This is a genomic window from Pseudomonas sp. AK181, assembly GCF_051122975.1.
Classification (GTDB): Bacteria; Pseudomonadota; Gammaproteobacteria; order Pseudomonadales; family Pseudomonadaceae; genus Aquipseudomonas; species Aquipseudomonas lactis.
The window spans coordinates 3275657-3294089 of the sequence record NZ_CP146348.1; the positions used below are offsets into that span (position 1 = coordinate 3275657).

Here is an 18433-nt window from a genome sequence, read left to right on the forward strand (position 1 = left end):
CATGGCCGAGCCCAATCAAGCAGACATCGTGGTGGTCGGCGCCGGCATTATCGGCGTCGCCTGCGCCTTGCAGTTGGCACGCCAGGGTCGCCAAGTCGTGGTGGTCGACGCCCAGGCACCCGGCATGGGCGCCTCCTACGGCAACGCCGGCCACCTGGCGACGGAGCAAGTCTTCCCCATCGCCGACCTGTCGATCCTCAAGCGCTTGCCCGCCATGCTCCTGGACCCCATGGGCCCGCTGCGCCTGGACTGGGCCTACCTGCCCCGCGCCCTGCCCTGGTTTATCCGCCTGCTGCTGAACCTGCGGCCAGCGCCTTACCAAAGCACTGTGGCGGGCCTTCGCGCCTTGAACGAAGGCAGCCTGGGCGCGTGGCAACGCTTGCTGCAATCGATTGGGCAAGCGCCATTGCTGCGTGAAGACGGTTCGCTATTGGTGTATGAGCGCACCGAATCCCGCGCTGCACTGGATGCAGTGCAGCAACGCATGAGGCAGCAAGGCGTCGCCGTGGAGTTCTGGAGCGGCGATGCGGTGCGCAAGGCTGCGCCGCAACTGAGCGACGCCATACAAGGCGGTTTGTTCTTCCCCGCTACCGGGCACTTTCTGGACCCGTATACGGTGGTTGGCGAGCTGGTGAAAGCGGCCAGGGCCGAGGGGGTGAAATTTCTTCAGCAGCGGGTTCTGGACGCGCGCCTGGAGGGCAGCGGCGTTTCCCTGATGACCGACCAAGGCCTACTGACAGCGCAGCACATGCTGATCGCCTGCGGCGCCCATTCGGCCAAACTCACCGCCGCACTCACCGGCAAACAAGTGCCACTGGACACCGAACGCGGCTACCACCTGATGCTGCCCCACGAGCAACAGCGCCTGCCATTCGCGGTCACTTCGCTGGAGCGCAAGTTCATCATGACGCCCATGACCGGTGGCCTGCGCCTGGCCGGCACGGTCGAATTCGCCGGCCTCGACCGCCCGGCCAATATGCAACGGGCCTGGCAGTTGCATCGGTTGAGCAAAGGGCTGTTCCGACACGACCTGAGCGACTGCGAAGCCACGCCCTGGATGGGGTTTCGCCCGTCCCTGCCCGACTCGCTGCCGATCATTGACCGGGTGTGCGAGGGCAAGGTACTGCTTGCGTACGGTCACCAGCATCTGGGGCTGACACAGGCGGCAGTGACGGCCGAACGGGTTGGGCAGCTGGCGGCGGGTGAGCGGGTGCCTGAGCTACAGCCTTATCGGCTGGATCGTTTCTGAACCTTGCTGTGGTAGGCACGCGGTGCTGAATAACGCATCAGCCGTTTCTTGAATTTCATCGCGCATGCATAGTTTGTTCAACCAATCGGCGGGGATAGCCTGGACGCCATAATACGCCCCCGCCAGTTGCCCAACGATTGCGGCAGTAGTGTCTGCATCATCCCCAAGGTTGGCGGCGGTGAGTATCGCGTCAGCAAAGTTGGAGGTCTGATCGAAACACCAGAATGCGGCCTCCAGCGAAGCCACCGCGTAACCTGAGCCAACGATTTGAGCAGAGGTTTTATCGCGATAATCGCCAGAGGCGATAGCCTTGACCTTAGGGGCCGACAGCACGGTGTGGGAAAAGCTCAGCACCTGCTTCTTTGGAACACCGCTCAGGGCATTGCTGATAGCCTCGGCCAGCAGCAGGCAGCACTCGATAGCCTCCTGCGCGGCATGAGTAGTTCGCGAGCTTTGCTCGGCAAACCGGTGGATGTGCGCCCTATCTGGAAAGTAAAACAACACCACAGGTGCGAGGCGCATCATTGAACCATTGCCGGCCGAGTACGGATGCGTTGAGCCCGCAAAAGCGTTGCCACTTTGCTGAAATTGCTCCAGCGCCTCACGAACCGTCATGCCGATATCAAAGCACTCTCCGGTAGAACTCAAGTAACCCCACTTCCACCAATTCAGATAACGCCCCATCTGGTCCATCGCGTCAAAACCGCCTTTGCGCAACAGGCTTTCGGCCAGACACAGTGCCATGGACGTATCGTCAGTCCATTGGCCAGGTTTGAGGCTAAACGGTCCGCCGCCTAGCATATCCGTCACGGGAGAAAAGCTGCCACGGGGCATGAATTCAACGGTCGTCCCTACCGCGTCGCCACACGCCAGCCCAAGTAGGCTGCCGCGATAACGATCCAAAAGCGTGATGTCCATTGCCACTCCTTATGAAAATCTTTCTACACACGCCAGGCTACTTGACCAACCGCTTCTCCTTCGAGGGGCGATAGCCGAAATACGCGCTGTAGCATTTGCTGAAATGGCTCGGCGAGACAAACCCGCACGCCACCAGCACATCCACCTGGGATAACTCGGTGTGCTGCAACAGGCGTCGCGCTTCAGTGACGCGCAGTTCCATGTAGTAGCGTTGCGGCGTGGTACCCAGTTGTTCTTTGAACAGGCGCTCCAACTGGCGGCGGGAACGGCCGGCGTAGACGGCGAGTTGATCGAGTTCCAGGGGCTCTTCGAGGTTGGCGTCCATCAGCTTCACCACCTCGCGCAGCGGCGCGCTGACACACATGTTTTCGGTGGGTTTGATACGGCGGTAGCGCGACTCTTCGAACGCCAGGATATCTTCGATGCCTTCGACCAAGGCTTTGCCATGCAAGCTCTTGATCCAGTCCAGGGCCATATGGAAAGCGCCCGAGGGGCTGGACGCAGTGAGGCGGTCGCGGTCGATGACGTAGGGTTCGCTGGTGACCTGCGCCGCCTTGGACACTTCGGCCAGCGCCGGGCGATGTTCGGGGTGGATGGCACAGCGGTAACCCTGCAACAGCCCCGCACGCCCGAGGAACCATGAGCCGTTCCACAAGCCGGCGAGGCGCACGCCTGCCTCGCCAGCGCTGCGCAGCCATTGGATAAATGGCTCGCTGGCTTTGAGTTCGGTGCGAAAACCACCACAGATCACCAGAAGATCCAAGTCCTGCAAGGTCGCCAGCATCAGGTTCGCATCCGGGCGAATGACCAGGCCCAGGTCGCTGATGACTTCGCCTTCGCCCCAGCCGAAGGTGCGCGTAGCGAACAGATCGGGGCGCAACAGGTTGGCGGTTACCAGCGTATCAAGGGTCTGGGTAAACGCCGGCAAGGAGAAGTGTTCGAGCAGCAGGAAACCGACACGGGTGACCGAGGTTGATTGCTGAGGGTTATCACTGAGGTAGCGCAGGTTCTTGCCTTGCATGCCACCGCTGAACTGGCGTCTTTCCATCGAGGGTCGGCCCACGCTTATTGTTGTGCAGTGGGCGCTATCTTAGGGGCAAATGCAGTGGCTGTCTCAGGTGACGCTCAAGGCGGGCAGCGGCCATGGCCCTGATCTTGATAAAAGCTGTTCGCTTGAAAAGCCACGGCCCAGGCGCTGCGCGGTGATCTGATACGGTTTTTTCTTTTCGATCTGCGCCTGTATTGAAAACCGCTTGAGGCGGACAATAGCCCCATCCCGACATTCCTGTCGTCCCCTTCCCCTCGGAGGCCTTATGACCAAGATGGCGATTTTCCTGTTTGGCTTTTTGGTGTTGACCATTGGCATCGGTATGTTGGCGACCATCTCGCCGGTCTAAGCCCGCGCTACTGCCCCTGTGGCGAGGGAGCTTGCTCCCGTGACGGCCTGACAACCGACGCCTATCTCCATGGCACCCTGCAATCCAACTGTGGGAGCTGGCTTGCCTGCGATGGCGGCCTATCAGCCGACATCTATCTACCTGATACTCCACAATCCAAATGTGGGAGCTGGCTTGCCTGCGATGACGGCCTCACAGTCAACACAGTTGGACCGGGTACATATCCGTTATTTAGGTAACGGCCGCTTAAGGTTCCGCCCTGACGGCGGGTCACTTTGGAAAAGCCCCAAAGTAACCAAAGGGCTCTTGCCCCACCCCTCGGCACCTCGCTTGGGCTCGGTGTGCCCGTAATCCGCCAGTGATTTGGGGGGCCGCCGCCACGCGCCATCCATGGCGCGGGGCGGCTAAACCGGCATCCCTGCCGGTTTACCCCCCAAATCACTGTCGAATTCCGGCCAGCGGGGTTTAACGGGGCGCTTCAGATCAAGAGCAAGATCAAAAGCCGAGCGGCTCGCTTCGCATCGTGGTTACTTACTCAGCCCACAAACAGCATCGGATACAGCGACAACACCAACAGCCCGGCCATGGACCAATTGAACATCCGTAACCAGCGCGGCTCACGCAGCAAGTTGCGCAAGCCGCTGCCACATCCCACCCACACGCACACACTCGGCAAGTTGACCACTGCAAATACCAGGGCGATCACCAGCACATTGGTGACATAACCCTCGGCGGGCGTGTAGGTAGTGATTGCCCCCAGCGCCATGATCCAGGCCTTGGGGTTGACCCACTGGAACGCTGCCGCACCGAGGAAGGTCATCGGCTTGCCGTGTTCATCCGGGTTATCAGACATGCCGCCCGCATTGGCAATCTTCCACGCCAGGTACAGCAAATACGCGGCGCCGACATAACGCAACAGCGTGTAGGCCCACGGGAACACCTTGAACACCTCGCCCAAGCCCAGCCCCACACAGATCACCAACAGCATGAAGCCGATACTGATCCCCAGCGCATGGGGCATCGAACGGCGAAAGCCGAAATTCACGCCTGAGGCCAGTAACATGGTGTTGTTGGGCCCTGGAGTGATTGAAGAGACAAAAGCAAACAGCACGAAGGCTGATAACAGGCTGGTAGACATGAACATGGCGCGGCATCCAAGCGGTGGTGATGTGCCTGCGACAGTAGTGGGTTATGGCGCGCTGCGCCCCGTACAGCTAGGGGTGGATCGAGGCATACACTTGCACAGCCTAAGCGCTTACCGAGACGCGTCGGGAACCGGTGTGGGAACCTGCCATGCCGGTTTTTTGCCCTCCTGACTGTCGAAAATACGCCGCGCCTTGCGAAAGTCCTCCACGTTTTCCACCACCCAGGTCCAGACAGGCGACATCCGAATCAAAAGCTCTCGGCCCAGGGGCGTCAGCTCGTACTCGACGCGGGGCGGAATCTCACCGAACTCGCGCCGAACCAACAAACCATCGCGCTCCATGGCGCGTAGGGTCTTAGTCAACATGCGCTGAGTCACACCTGTCATCTGCCGTTTTATCTCGGCATGACGCATCGCACCGTACACACCCAAGGCATGCAGAATGCCCAGTGACCAGCGGCTACCGGCGTGAGCCAGGACTGCACGCCTGACGCCATCGTCTTCTTCCCTGAGCGACTGGCAGATAATTTCTGCCTGGCTGAGCGTTTCATGATCGGTCATTTCTACCCCTGGTATCACCCGTGTGCCTTCTTATGAGCGCTGCCGAATCGTGCCAGCATGGGCTCATCTTATCGCCAACAGGTCTGCGGAGAAATCATGCCTGAAATGCCCCCACGTCCCTCTCAATCGATCCTCGTTCTAGGTGCCGGCGAGCTCGGCCTGCCGGTGTTACGCAACCTGGCGCGTGAGGCCAAACGCGCGCCCGGCTCCACCCTCAGTGTGTTGCTAAGGGAGTCGACCATCAACACGCAAGTGCCCGAAAAAAAGGTAGAGATCGATGAGCTGCGCGGCCTGGGCATCCAGATGGTCGCCGCAGACCTGGTGAACGACTCAATCGATCAACTTGCCAAGGTCTTCGCACGCTTCGATACCGTGATCGGCTGCGCGGGCATGGTCGCGGGCCGAGAAACCCCGATGAAGCTGGCGACCGCCGCGCTCAAGTCCGGCGTGAAGCGCTACTTCCCCTGGCAGTTCGGCGTGGATTTCGAAGTGATTGGCCGGGGCAGCCCTCAGGATCTGTTCGATGCTCAGCTCGATGTGCGCGAGTTACTGCGCGCCCAGCACAACACTGAATGGGTCATCATCTCGACAGGCATGTTCACCAGCTTCCTGTTCGAGCCGGTGTTCGAGGTCGTCGACTTCGACAACAACACAGTCAACGCCCTGGGCAGTCTGGCGAACAGCGTGACGCTCACCACACCGGACGACATCGGTACGCTGACAGCGCAAATCGTGTTCTTCGAACCGCGCCTGCGCAATCAGATCGTCTACCTGGCCGGCGACACCGTGACGTATGGGCAGGTTGCGAGCATGCTGGAGCGTGTTCTGGATCGTTCGTTCAAGCGCAACGTGTGGACGGTTGACTACCTCATGCAGGCACTGGAGCAAGACCCCACACACCACATCAAGAAGTACCGTGCCGTATTCGCACAAGGCAAGGGTGTGGCCTGGCCTAAGGCGGCCACCTTCAACGAGCAGCAGTCGATTCCGGTCACCACTGCCGAGCAGTGGGCTCGGGAAAACCTTGCAGGCCATTGAAAGCCGGATTCTGAGGCCAGCCGTAAAGGCTGGCACAGGTGAAGGGACGGTTAGCGGCTTTGAGCTTCACGCTGCTGGCCAGAGCCATGTTGTTTTTTTACATGCTTGCGCGACCTGAGCTCGTATTGATGGTGAATAAACCAGGCGACCAACAACAACCCCGTTACGCCAAAAACCAAGACCAACAGCTCTAGTGCAGTACCTTCATGTGAAAACATTTTTCGTTCCTCGTCCTGAAGCCGTGTGACCGAAAAAACAGCCACACCGAAATTGTTTGTAATAATTCAAACATTTTCAGGGTAGTCGGCGAAAGCTCAGGTGACAACCCCCGATCGGGCTATAACCCTTGATCTAGACGTGTCACTCGTCGAAAAACGGGTAAATCACGGGCAATAAAAAACCCCGTAGACGCTAATCTACGGGGTTTGCGCGAGCTTATTTGCTGCCAGAAGCGTCCTGCTCGACCACCATATCCAACACATAAACCGTCGAAGGCGCATCCGCTGGCGGATTCTTCCATTCGTACTGCTTGACCCGCAACACAGTGCGCACGCCGTCGTGATGCACAAAGCCTTCGATAGGCTGGTACAGCGGATGCCAGGTGTCTTGGGTCGCCAGTTGCAGGCCCGCGTCGTCATAGCGACGCTCGCGCACTTGCAGGCATTGATAGTTCGGGATCAAAGGGTGGCTACACTTGACCGTCTTGGCCGCCACTTCCAGAAACTTGACCTCACCCTCGCTACCGTAGCGGGTCTGCGGGGTGGCCTCGCCTTGCAGCTTGAGCAGCGAGCCGTCCGCTGTCGTCAGTTGCAGCATCGGCGCCCCGTTATCGCCGGTGATCACAGCGCGCAGATCGCCCTTGAACAGCCTTCCTACCTGGGCGTCAAGGTCCATCAAGCTCTTGTCACACGCCATCAGCGTAGAGGCCAGTGGCTGCACCTTCAGAACCCCGTCCTGGTAGTGATAGCCGCCGAACTGACGATTGCAGCCGCTGCTGATGCTCAGGTTTTTGTCACCGAAGGCAACGCGCAACTTGCGCTCGATGCCTTTGTTCATCGCCACGAGAGGCTTGCCCGACGCATCCGTTGCCGAGACCAGGTTCCAGTCGTAAGCAGATAAGGTTGGCGGGGCTACAGCGGCTGAGGTAGTAGGCATCGAAGGTGATTCTTCATGGCTTTTGGAAGGGGCGGCACAGCCTTGGATGAGTGCAGCACACACGGCTACAAGAAGAATTTTTTGTTTCATGGGTCACTCTGTCAGCTTTGATGAGTGCGGGCGTTATCTTGCGCTGGCAGGATAAGCGCGCGGCTAAAACGGCGTGAGGAGGTCGCTTGAGACCTTACTGAGCCTAGACCCAATGCGTGCTTGGAGGACCTCTTCCTTGGCCGATAGCAATCGGACATCATTTGCTTCGATCAGTTTCACGCAATGAGGGCGACGGCGGTAATGATTCGTTGCGTTCGATGGGCGCAATTCTGTACTCAGTTGCCTATACCTGTAGCTTATCTCAAGGATGTACCGATGCCTCGGCCAAAAGCAGTCAGTCATAACCGGCCGGCTGCCCTTGATGTAGCTGTGTTGTCGCCCTATCTTATTGGCATTCATGGAGGATTCTGACTGATGCCACGTGTGGGATTGATACTGACACCCGGTTTTGCGGACTGGGAATACGCTTTCATTGCTGGAACTGCGTCTGCGTTTTACGGGATCGACGTCAGGTTTTTCGCTTCTGCTACGGGGCAATTTCGCTCGCAGGGTGGATTGGCGGTAACGGTCGATAGCAGTTTGCAACAATGTCTGGACTGGAAGCCGGACGTTGTAGTCGTGATTGGAGGAATGGTCTGGGAGCGTGCAGAAGCACCCGATATTCGAGAGTTTCTTCATGCGAGCCGTTCAAATGGAGCGACAATTGCCGGTATCTGCGGGGGAACGCTGGCACTTGCCAGGGCCAGCCTTCTCGACACCGTTGCTCATACATCGAACAGCGCTGACTTCCTGCAACAGAATGCCGTAGGTTATGAGGGGCGCGCGCTTTATCGAAGCAGTCCAGTGGCTGTGGTTGCAGACCGCATCATCACTGCTCCAGGCCCTGCACCCGTTAGCTTCACCTGCGCAGTGTTCGAAGCTGCCGGGCTATCTTGCGAGACCATTTCTCAATTCAGATCAATGTTGGCAGCGGAGCATCGGTGACTGCGCCGCCTTACAAAACAGCCGGCTAGGTGATGTGTTCGAGTGGCCGCCCATGGACAATTTTTGCCTGTTATGAACGGCTGAAATCGCCATTCAAGAAACCGGATCCCGAGAACGTCTTATCCAAGAATACTGGAAGGATTTAGCCTCGACTTAATGGCTTCGCCGCCGATAGCTGCCCAGATCAGCGCTGTGGCAATAAGTACAATGTTGGAGGACCTGAATCTGTTCAATACTCACACCGCTCGCCACCAAGTGGCGCAGCGCATATTTGCGTAGATCAAACCAGGCTTCATTATGTGTGATCTCAGGTTCGACCCAAGGCGCACTTGCCGGTGGCGCACGATGGTGGGTCCACGGCGCAGAATCGTTTTGCCAGAGATGGCTGTCGGCATGTTCAATATCTTCGACAAACTTCCTGCTCACCTCATAACAACACGGGCCAATAGATGGGCCTATCGCTATTCTCAATCCAGTAAGAGAAGCACCTTCTTTCTCTAGCCGTCCGATCGAATGACCGAGAATACCTGCTTTCAAACCCTGCCATCCGGCGTGGATCGCCGCTACAAGTGGTTGATCAACCGAAGCAACCGAACCGGCAAGCAATCGGCAGTGATGACCGCTATCGCACCCTGGGCTCCTCTCGAGAATAGTGCATCGGCGACAGGACGCTCATCTCGCCTTTTCTGGTCAGCATCGACGATGTGCGTACCGTGAGCCTGAGCGCAGTAAAGTGTTCCTTCCGGCAACGTTAAATTTCCCGAAGTCTCGAAACCGTGGTCCACGCCGGGGATCTCGAGCAGCAATGAAGACAGGTAGGTCATAGAGCAGATCCTATCGATGGCAACCCGGGTACCGGCATATCATCCGTAAGAGGGATGGGTCAAGTTCGTATAGAACTCTGTGTTTCGGATGCGGTGAGCGCACGTTTAACGGCGTCTCAAATTTGCTGAAAAAAGGTTGGGTTGCGCAAGCGATCCGAAAAATTGCGGAAGCGATGACTAAATCGCAGGCATTAAAAAACCCCGTAGACGCTAATCTACGGGGTTTTCAAGAGTGGAGGCCGAGGTCGGAATCGAACCGGCGTAGGCGGATTTGCAATCCGCTGCATAACCATTTTGCTACTCGGCCTCAAACGATCAATGCCCTTGTTGCTGACATTCACCGCATACAAACTTGAGTGGGCTATGTGAAGCTTGCCTCTACTCTAACTCATTGAATACATTGAAGTTTTTAATGCTTCGTTGCGTTCGATGGGCGCCATTATGTACTCATTTGCCTAGGCCTGCAACCCCTTGATTTCAAAAAATATTCTGCCTTGGCATCAAGGGGTTGTGTGTCTGCCCTACTCCTTCACCGTGTGGATTTGGTAGTGCGGGTCAGCCTTGATCTGGGCCTCGGTGAAAGGCAATGGGCGCAGTTTTTTCTCGGAGAAGGCTTGGGTCTGGTCCTTTGAGTAGGCGGACATCGGATTACTGGACTCGGAGAATGCCAGTACGCCGAGTGCGTTGGGGCCTTTGTCGTCGAAGGTGACGATTTGCAGGTAGCTGGTGCCGCTGACGACTTCGCGTTTGCCATCGGCGCGGGGCACGGTTTGCATGGCGTTGTAGATGCCCAGTTCTTGCGGGCCGCCGTGGATGGGGGTTTGGCCGGAGACTTGGATATCGCCCCAGCGGGTCTGGCCCAGTTTGCCCACCTCTGCGCTGGAGGCCAGCATGGCTTCGCGCAGGGCTTTGGCGACCGGGGCGCGGTCGATGGCGAGGCCGCTGGGTGTGGTCAGGGGGTGGGCCGGGTCGAAGGCCACGCGCCAGGCGTCGGGGAGTGTCTGCAGGTGCTGCATCAGGTTGATGAAGTGCACCAGGCCCACGCCGCTGTCGAGGTTGGCGCGCTGGTCCCAGTTTTTCAGGCTGGTGCACAGCGGTTGCAGCGCATTGGCGTCGGTGCCGAGTTGGTTGGCGCAGAACGTGAGCAGGTCGGGCATGACTTGGCCTGCCAAGTACACTTCGTTGTCCATGACCATATTTTGCAGGTCGGTGACGCTGATCGGCTGTTTCTCAAGGGTTTGCAGGCGCTGAAGCGCGAAGCGCGCACGCGGGCCTAGGCCAATATGGTCCTGGCTGATCACCGGCGAGAAGCCGCTCAACGGCGCCTCGGGGTTGGCCATCCAGGCGGAATCGTTGGAGTGCTGCACGTAGTCGGTGCGTTGCAGCTGTGGCAACTGGTCGGCCGGGAAGATACCGGGCTGGGCCGCGCGCGGGTCTATATCCCAGGCGCAGGCGCTGTGGGCGCCGTCGAGCACGATCATTTGCAGACCGGCCCGTGGGTCGCTGCAGGTTGCCAGCTTGGCGGCGCTGACGTTGGGCACCACCGACAGGTTCATGTACAGGCTCTGGCCCTGATCATCGGCGGCCAGGGTGTTGACCCAGGGGATGCCTTGCAGGGTGTGCACCGAGGTTTGCAATTCCTTGAGGCTGCCGGCGCGGTTCATGGCGTACCACTGTTGCAGCACCCGGTCGTTGCCCAGGTTGGCGTCGCGCAGGCTGAAGGCGTAGTGGCTGTCCCAGTCGAGCTTGCCGGGCCATTGCACCACAGGGCCGAACTGTGAACTGTAGACGGTGTGGGTCACGGCCTTGACGCTGCCGTCGGCTTGCTTGACCTGTACCGTTACCGCCGTTTTATCCAGGGGGATGGACTTGTCGTCCAGCAGGTAACGGGTGGCGTCCTTGGGGTCGAGGGTAAGACGGTACAGGGTGAAATGTTTGGACGTGTCCACGGTATGGGTCCACGCCACATGCTGGTTGAAGCCGATGTTCACCACGGGCAGCCCTGGCAATGCGGCGCCCATCACATCCAACTGGTCAGGGATGGTCAGGTGCATCTGGTAAAAACGCATGCCGCCCACCCAAGGGAAATGCGGGTTGGCCAGCAGCATGCCACGGCCATTGAATGAGCGGTCACGGCCCACGGCAACGGCATTGCTGCCTCGGTCCAGGGTGAAGCGTTGCTGGTTGGCTACGGCCAGTGCAAAGGCTTTGGCGCTGGATTGCACGCCGGCGGTGGCTTGGGGTGGCGCAGCCCCGACCAAGGCCTCCGCGAATTGGCCGATGCCTCCTTCTACCAATAGCCTACGGGTCAACTTGACCAGGTCTTCCACTACCAAGGGCCGTACCCACGCGGACTGGCACTGTGCGGGCGCACCCTGCTCCTTGAGGTAACGGTTGTAGCCGGCCACATACCCTTCGAGGCGCTGCTGCATCGCTGGCGTCTGGGCTTTCCAGAATGCCGCCACGGCCTCGGGTGTATTCAGCCAGTTGAAGAACACATCGCTGGCGAGGTTGTTGCGCTCCTCCAGGGTCGCCTGGTCCGGCCCGAAAAACCTGGCGCGCTGGCCATTGACCGTGGTCACCTCATTGGCCAACAGGCACAGGTTGTCCTGGGCATAGGCGTACCCCATACCCAACCCCAGGCCACGTTCATCAACGGCGCGAATATGCGGCACGCCATAACTGGTACGGCGGATATCCGCCGACGCCTGCGTCATTTGTTCCCGTGCCGATGCGGCCAGGCTCAGCCCCAGCAACAGCCCTGCCACGCCCACTCTGGACAACCCGTTGGAAATAATCACGCCGACTCCACAGTCAAATTGAACACCCTCACGATGGATGTTTACCCCACCGTAAGAACGCACATCGACCGGAATAATTTAGCCGCACACGGCTGTATATCGTCAGCGCTTGAACAGTGACAAACCCGATACCGACAAATTTTCTACATCCGCCGTTTCATGATTTGCGTCACTCGTTCGTCTTATTACTCAAGAGCACCATCTTTTTCCTGATCAGGCTCTGAAAAGGAGTTTTGCATGTATAACCCTCAAGTGCCCACGGATGGACATTCAAAGGCCACAGATACTCACTTTGGCAAAGGCACACAGGCGTTCGGCAACGCGCCCGAACAGCAGGGCAACCAGCGCATCCGCCATTTGCTCAAGTGTTTCGGTTTGCGCACCAGCCTGATCCGGCTGAAGGTCATCGACGCCCTCCTCACCGCCGCCGACAACCAGCGCACCCTCGGGGTCCGCGGCGTGCACAGCCACTTGCTGGAGCTGGGCATTCCGTTGTCGTTTCTCAGCGTGCGCGAGGTGCTCAAGCGTCTGTGCAGCGAGGGCGTGATCACCCTGAACGCTGACAAGAGCTACAGCCTCCATGAAGAGGCTGCCAAGGTCCTTGAAAGCCGTGCCTGACTGACGCCCGTCAGAAGTTAGGCTTGACCTTGCGGCGCATGATGCCGTTGATCACCACGACCACCACGGCAATCGCGATCGCCAGGTACTGGAAGGTTTTTTCGCTGATCACACCTGTGTTCTGCAGATAAGACAGGCCGAACATCGCCCCCAGTACCGCCAGGGCAATCAGAAGCGAGTATTTCAAGCGTTGCTTTTGGGTCATGACAAGTTCCTGAACCTGAAGAGTGTATCCACTGTGTATCGCCGTGCATGCCAAGCACATACCCAATTCTGGGGATGGCACGGGGTCGGCGGGGTCTTATGTTACAGGCGATGAAAAGTTTTGTCCGGCGCCTGACTGACTCTGTAGGAACCCTTGAGGATCGTTAAATGCTTCGACGACTCGTGCTGCTGATTCCCCTTCTGATCATGCTGAGCATCAGCGGCTGCTTCTTCTTCCCGCGCGGCGGTGGTTGGCATGATCACCACGATGACGGCGGCCGCGGTTACGAACGGCGCTGACCCCCTCCGTAAAACTTACCTGACCCTGCATACACACAGCGGGCGGCAAGCTGGGCAGCCCGGCATTGCCGCCCCGGGCGATACATATCCGTAAATAACATTTCAGCGGGCCTGCTCGGAACCTTCCGACGCCTTCGCCCCAATTATCCGAGGCCCAACTAAGGAAGAATCATCCATCGGATTACCATCAGGACGCCTGGGCCAATGCCATCGGAATAACTCACTTGATTACAGGTATCGCCCACCCTCGCCTGCGCCGGGACATCTCCAGCGAAGAAACCACCCAGGCTTCTCACACCCCACAAGTCTCACCCTTGGCCCAAGCCCCTTCTGCTCCCGAGGTAGAGGCTATCGCGCCGGCCAGCGCGATTCGCTCTGACCTGATCAAGGGCCTGCAAATAACTGATCAACGCCTGTTGCTCAATCAATACCAGCAACTCAATCAGGACATCCAGGCACTGCTATTACGCCAGCCGACGCTCAGCAGCGTTATCGAGCAGCAACTCGCCCGCAGTTTAGGCATTACGCCTCCCGTGGACGTCTCGTCGCTGTATGTACACCGCTATCACACCGATGAGCAGGGCCAGCGCACGTTGGTCTCGGTAGAAGGCATCACCGAGGCGCTATTCAAGGCGTTGCGCCAACTCAAGACATCTCCCGACGCTGAGCCCTCGACCAGTACCGTCGGCATGGAAGTCGGCTTTTACCGCAGCGACTCGCCAAGCGAAAGCACCCAGCAATTGCAGACTCGCGACACCCTGCTTTCAATTGCACAAGCCATCGAAAAAGAACTGCCCCTGAGCCTTGCCCGATTCTGGACCGAGCCACGTAAAGGCGAACCCAACCCTGAGTCACCCCAAAACGAGTTGCTGGCTATCCACCGAGAGATGCTTTCCACTCTGGCGGCCTTGGGAGTGGAAGACGGCGCGTTGACGCCTGCTGCCAAGTCACTGATCGACAAGGCATTCGAATACCCGACCCTTGAGGCTCGGGAAAGCGCGATGAAAGATGGAGAACGGCCTGGCGTCTACCCGCTCAAGCTCGAGGTACCACGCCCGGCCGGCAGCCTGTTGGCGGGGGCCTTCCTGATCACCAGCAGCGATGGGTCGTCAGCGACACGCCCATTCAATGGCGCGAACACTGACCGGACCTTGCTGCCTGGCCAACAGCAAGGGCTGACCGTGCTCTACACGCCCCGCGATGGCTACGAAACATTCGACAGCCCGGCCAAGGCGCTTGCGGCGCTGCGTCAACGCATCAACGACGACCCCGATGCCGCAGAGCAATTGTTACTGGGCCTGCCAATAGAGGTTCAGCAAGACCTGAAGGGGGACTGGAAAACTCAATTGAGCCAGAACCTCTCCCCGGTGGAGGCTGACGTCATCGCCGCAGGCGTGCCGCAGTTGCTGGCGCGTCAGCGACAACAGGTGATCAACACACTGCAAGCGCTGTATGACCCGCAAAGCGTCGAACCCGAACTGGTCGACCCCTGGCGACACCTATTGACTGAGGCGGACCTGCATTACGCCGCTGACCTGGGGCCGCATTTCGACGGCAGCAACGCCCTGGAGGCTCGTGAAGAATGGCTTGACAGCCGATCACGCAGTATCGACGCACGCCAGGCACTGGATCAAAAACTGGGGAATCAGAAAAACTGGCGCTACCTGGCGCAAAAACTCAACGAGTTTACCGAGACTTTGTCGGAAAACCCCACAGAGCGCGACGTGTCGGCCATCTTGAAAAAAACGCCGATGAATATTGCGCCAGACTCCGCCCACTACCAATCCTATATACGGGCACCTGGTCTGTCCGTAAGCCTTGAAGCCTTCCTCATTGAAAATGGCTTGCCGTTGCCCAAGACCAGGGATGACTTGGTGACGTTGGCGCAAACCGCCAAAGCGCGAGCCCAACAACACCCGTTGGGCAATTTCGCCGGAGGCCTGTCTTGGCCGATACCTTTGGATTCCGACCAGCAACAGACGCTGCGCAGGGAAGCCGTCGAACATGCGCACAGCGATCCTGAGTTACCGCAGGAGATCCCCAAGCGCGGCGCACTGGAACATCTGGGCAGGAACCTGCATCTCTGCGACCAGGTATTGGCGGACCCGGTCAAGGTGCTCGAAACCCTGATCAGTTCCAAGGATGGCCAGGCGCTGGGCCAGGCCATGCAAACCAAAATGGATGGCATCGCCACGGACTCCAGCGCAAACGACTACGCACTGGCGGCAATCCAATTAATGCTGGATCCCGAATCGTTGACATCACCGCAACGAAACCATGTGGCAGGTTTCGACCTGGCGCACAAAAAACATTGGGGAAAAAAGCTTTCGACCATCGTCTCCGGCCTGCGCCAACACCTGATTGATACGGGTCGCGAATCACCGGCACTGGCAGGGGCGGCCGCACATCTGTTACTCAGCCGCGCAGCCCCGCATTTACTGGTCAAGAACATCCCTGACTCCGTGGTGTACGGAAGCAATGCGTGGGCAAACCTTTGCATTGCAGCGGCTGCCATTGAAGCCAACACCCCAGGCAGGGTTGCCACTATGTCGTATGCCGAAGTGATGCTTACCGCCGACACGGCAGGCACCGCCCCCGCCTCTGCGCAAGCCGCAACGATATTGGACTGGGCAGTGGCCAATGACATTCTCCCTGCCAAGGACGATGCCCTGTACCAGCCAGCAGACCTGGATAAAGCCCAGACGTTGTTCAAAGCCCAACTCGATAAACTGATGGAAGCCTCGTCGCTCATCGGCGGGAGCTTTCCAAGACGCAAACAAATGGCGCTGGACCTGTTGTTGAAAACATTCGGGCCTGGCATGGACTTCGAGCGCAAAATTTTTTCCAAAGACAATGAAAATCCGCGATCGCTGCTGGAAATTGTCATGGAAGAACTGGTGATGGATGGCAACTGGAAGTTGACCGAGCACGTTACCGGCGTAGACCTTGATGCCATTATTGCGTTCACCAAAGGTGCGTCATTCAATATTAAAAGAGCGTTTGAGGATGCCTTCTCAACCGCCCTGAAGAATTTTAAGACCGTCAAGAAAACAGCCATCCTCAACGCGCTCAGTAACCTGCCGCCCGAAGATAGAGAAAACCTGACCCAGGGCAAACTCAATTATTTTCAAGAAAAAAGCTACCGGATCAGTTTGACTCCCTTTGCAGGGGACACCTTGTTTCATACCAGCCCTGTCATACTGGTGACCGCGCAACACAAGGGAAAGAAAACAACCTATGAATTCGATACCGCAAAAGGCGTTGTCCGAAGTCTGGGCAACAGAAAAACACCGCGTGCGCCTGTAACGTTCTCCGACGAGATGATCAAGGAGGAGCCATTCTATCCGGACAAAAAGAAAGCAAAAGACGTTGACGGCTGGCAATCGCTCTTCAGTCTCGTCCCCGGCAATCCCGTGCCGGTTGGGAGAATGGACCTCGGTGATCTCAAGGAAAGTGAACTTGATCGCGCCCAGCCCTCCTCCGCCCCACAGCCTTATATGCTCCTCAACCCGCGCAGTCATCATATTGCTGACTCGGTGATCAAGGCATTGGAACTGGATAATCCAGCCATCAAGAAAGCCGCTGCGGACACGACGACGTTTGAAAGCAACCAGGAAACAAAGGAAGCCGTCATAGAGTTTTTCCTCAACCTTATTCCCTTCCGCTCCGCAATCGTCAACTTCATGGAAGGCAACTATGCCGAGGGGATCACTGACCTCGCGGTGGACGTTTTCGGTTTTGTCACTGCTGGCGCCGGCATGGCGGCCAAGATTGGCAAAGTGGTGGGTACTGCTGGAACTGCGGCCAGCAAGGCACTCAAGGTCGCGAAAATCATGCTGCCGCCTCTGCTCAAGGAGCTCAACCCGTTAAATGGCGTGGGCGATCTGCTAAAAGGCGCGGGTAAAATTGTTTACGAAGGCGCAGAAGCGATAGCCGGCACGGTGGGCGCCCTCAAGGGCACCACGAACCGCCAAGCGCTGGTTCGCGCCGCAAGCCGCTACGAGGCGGCCGCAACAGGCACCTTTAAAGTCGGCGGAAACAGTGTCGAAGGCATTGCGGTCAAGCGGAATGGGCGTTGGTATGCATACGATGTGCATGAGCAGAAAGCTTTCGGTGGACCTCAGAATTTCAATCCGATGCATACGCTGATGCCCCCCTCCCCCAAGGCTGACTTTTCCCCTCAAGGGCATGTGAGCACTGGTCCCGATAACCGATTTCATCCCTATAAAAAAACCAACACAAAAATGCCTTACAACAATGGGAGCACGCCAACAAAACCGCCTATCGTCAACAAAACCGATCACCTGGATTCCATCGAAGGCGAATACATAAAGCACTTTAATGATGCTTCCAATGAAGCCCATTTCACACCGAGCCGCATGGGGCCGACAGAGGAGCGCTTCAACCAGAACATGGATGAATTTCATAAAGCACTGGACCCGCTGAACCCAACGAATCGCCCAGTGATTCCGGATGCGGGCGACTACGAAGAAATACCCAGTGTTATCGAAAAAGCCCTGGACAGTTCGGATGTAGTGATATTTGGGGAGAACCACGAGAGCCTGACCATGTTCCATGAAATAGACAAATGCATAGAGCTGTTCAAGCGCAAAAATGTAAAGGTGGTCGGCATTGAAGGTATCGTCTATGACAGAGCCGGAAAGATCATAGACGATGGCATGGGCTTTACAGGTCCTGGCCACAGACCCGCCCACCCTGAATTCAATCTTGACACACTGATGAAGAAATTCGACGCGGCCGGAATAAAGGTCGTGCCACTTGACCACATGTATCTGACACGCCACCGGCATAAGCTCGGCATCTATAAGGGCCAAAGCGAAGCCGATCGACACCTGCAGCGACTCAAGGAATTTAACTACTACGCCACACGCGTCATTGAAAAACACAAACACGAGGGTAAAGTCATCGCCTTGGTGGGGCGTCAGCACATCAATACGACTCAAGGCGTCACCGGCCTGGCTGAAGCGACCGGAGGGATCGGCATCGGTGTTTACGAACGGTTAGGCATTAACGTGGGCTACGGCACGAAGTCAATGGATAAGCAACCGGGCCCGCTGGGTACCCTGAACGCACAGAACGATCTAACAGGAGATCTGCAGATCTTTACGCCAGAACCCTGACAGCACGTTAACCAGTTGCCTGCGCAGCACGCAGGCAACTATCAGAGC

16 protein-coding genes and 1 tRNA gene are annotated in these 18433 nt (G+C 57.8%); 6 read left to right on the plus strand and 11 right to left on the minus strand.

Annotation, left to right across the window (positions count from 1 at the left end; genetic code table 11):
* Position 1 precedes the first annotated feature (1 nt).
* Complete coding sequence (locus tag V8689_RS14990) at positions 2-1249, plus strand: NAD(P)/FAD-dependent oxidoreductase (RefSeq protein ID WP_056783367.1); 1248 nt, start codon at positions 2-4, stop codon at positions 1247-1249.
* Here V8689_RS14990 and V8689_RS14995 read toward each other — a convergent pair.
* The 4 genes from V8689_RS14995 to V8689_RS15010 all read right to left on the minus strand — a co-directional run bounded on the left by V8689_RS14995 (position 1220) and on the right by V8689_RS15010 (position 5269).
* On the minus strand, positions 1220-2167 hold the full coding sequence (locus V8689_RS14995) for an ADP-ribosylglycohydrolase family protein (protein ID WP_056783369.1): 948 nt from the start codon (positions 2165-2167) through the stop codon (positions 1220-1222). The two genes, V8689_RS14990 and V8689_RS14995, sit on opposite strands and share 30 nt — an antisense overlap.
* 37 nt (positions 2168-2204) lie before the next feature.
* Positions 2205-3188, minus strand: coding sequence for a GlxA family transcriptional regulator (locus V8689_RS15000; protein WP_044274164.1), 984 nt, complete (start codon positions 3186-3188; stop codon positions 2205-2207).
* A gap of 911 nt (positions 3189-4099) precedes the next feature.
* Positions 4100-4708, minus strand: a complete 609-nt coding sequence (locus tag V8689_RS15005) for a LysE family translocator (RefSeq protein WP_003191561.1) — start codon at positions 4706-4708, stop codon at positions 4100-4102.
* 111 nt (positions 4709-4819) lie between these two features.
* A complete protein-coding gene (locus tag V8689_RS15010; RefSeq protein WP_056783371.1) occupies positions 4820-5269 on the minus strand; it encodes a winged helix-turn-helix transcriptional regulator in 450 nt (149 codons plus the stop codon).
* A 96-nt stretch (positions 5270-5365) separates the two neighbouring features.
* Here V8689_RS15010 and V8689_RS15015 point away from each other — a divergent pair, with 96 nt between their 5' ends.
* The gene (locus V8689_RS15015; protein WP_056783373.1) at positions 5366-6307 is read left to right on the plus strand and encodes an aromatic alcohol reductase; all 942 of its coding nucleotides are present in this window, start codon (positions 5366-5368) and stop codon (positions 6305-6307) included.
* Positions 6308-6357: 50 nt separating this feature from the next.
* Here V8689_RS15015 and V8689_RS15020 read toward each other — a convergent pair whose 3' ends face one another.
* A complete protein-coding gene (locus tag V8689_RS15020; RefSeq protein WP_177342990.1) occupies positions 6358-6525 on the minus strand; it encodes a hypothetical protein in 168 nt (55 codons plus the stop codon).
* A 217-nt stretch (positions 6526-6742) separates the two neighbouring features.
* A complete protein-coding gene (locus V8689_RS15025; protein ID WP_223816988.1) occupies positions 6743-7462 on the minus strand; it encodes an META and DUF4377 domain-containing protein in 720 nt (239 codons plus the stop codon).
* 465 nt (positions 7463-7927) lie between these two features.
* Here V8689_RS15025 and V8689_RS15030 point away from each other — a divergent pair, with 465 nt between their 5' ends.
* Positions 7928-8497, plus strand: coding sequence for a DJ-1/PfpI family protein (locus V8689_RS15030; protein WP_056783377.1), 570 nt, complete (start codon positions 7928-7930; stop codon positions 8495-8497).
* A 153-nt stretch (positions 8498-8650) separates the two neighbouring features.
* Here V8689_RS15030 and V8689_RS15035 read toward each other — a convergent pair whose 3' ends face one another.
* The 4 genes from V8689_RS15035 to pvdQ all read right to left on the minus strand — a co-directional run bounded on the left by V8689_RS15035 (position 8651) and on the right by pvdQ (position 12122).
* Positions 8651-9034 (minus strand): laccase domain-containing protein, encoded by a 384-nt coding sequence (locus V8689_RS15035; protein WP_263398749.1) that lies wholly within the window; start codon positions 9032-9034, stop codon positions 8651-8653.
* Positions 9035-9060: 26 nt separating this feature from the next.
* Complete coding sequence (locus V8689_RS15040; RefSeq protein ID WP_263398750.1) at positions 9061-9321, minus strand: laccase domain-containing protein; 261 nt, start codon at positions 9319-9321, stop codon at positions 9061-9063.
* A 233-nt stretch (positions 9322-9554) separates the two neighbouring features.
* Positions 9555-9628 (minus strand) — tRNA-Cys (locus tag V8689_RS15045).
* 214 nt (positions 9629-9842) lie between these two features.
* Entirely contained in the window at positions 9843-12122 is a 2280-nt protein-coding gene (pvdQ, locus tag V8689_RS15050; protein WP_056783494.1) for a bifunctional acylase PvdQ, read from the minus strand.
* 237 nt (positions 12123-12359) lie between these two features.
* Here pvdQ and V8689_RS15055 point away from each other — a divergent pair, with 237 nt between their 5' ends.
* On the plus strand, positions 12360-12740 hold the full coding sequence (locus tag V8689_RS15055) for a hypothetical protein (RefSeq protein WP_003191568.1): 381 nt from the start codon (positions 12360-12362) through the stop codon (positions 12738-12740).
* A gap of 10 nt (positions 12741-12750) precedes the next feature.
* Here the strand turns inward: V8689_RS15055 and V8689_RS15060 are convergent, their stop codons facing one another.
* Positions 12751-12945, minus strand: coding sequence for a hypothetical protein (locus V8689_RS15060; RefSeq protein ID WP_014718591.1), 195 nt, complete (start codon positions 12943-12945; stop codon positions 12751-12753).
* A gap of 167 nt (positions 12946-13112) precedes the next feature.
* Here V8689_RS15060 and V8689_RS15065 point away from each other — a divergent pair, with 167 nt between their 5' ends.
* Together V8689_RS15065 and V8689_RS15070 are read left to right on the plus strand one after the other, a co-directional pair.
* Positions 13113-13244: a hypothetical protein gene (locus V8689_RS15065; protein ID WP_263398728.1), complete on the plus strand. Its 132-nt coding sequence runs from the start codon at positions 13113-13115 to the stop codon at positions 13242-13244.
* Between the two features lie 224 nt (positions 13245-13468).
* Positions 13469-18385: a membrane-targeted effector domain-containing toxin gene (locus V8689_RS15070; protein WP_056783497.1), complete on the plus strand. Its 4917-nt coding sequence runs from the start codon at positions 13469-13471 to the stop codon at positions 18383-18385.
* The last annotated feature ends 48 nt before the right edge of the window (positions 18386-18433 follow it).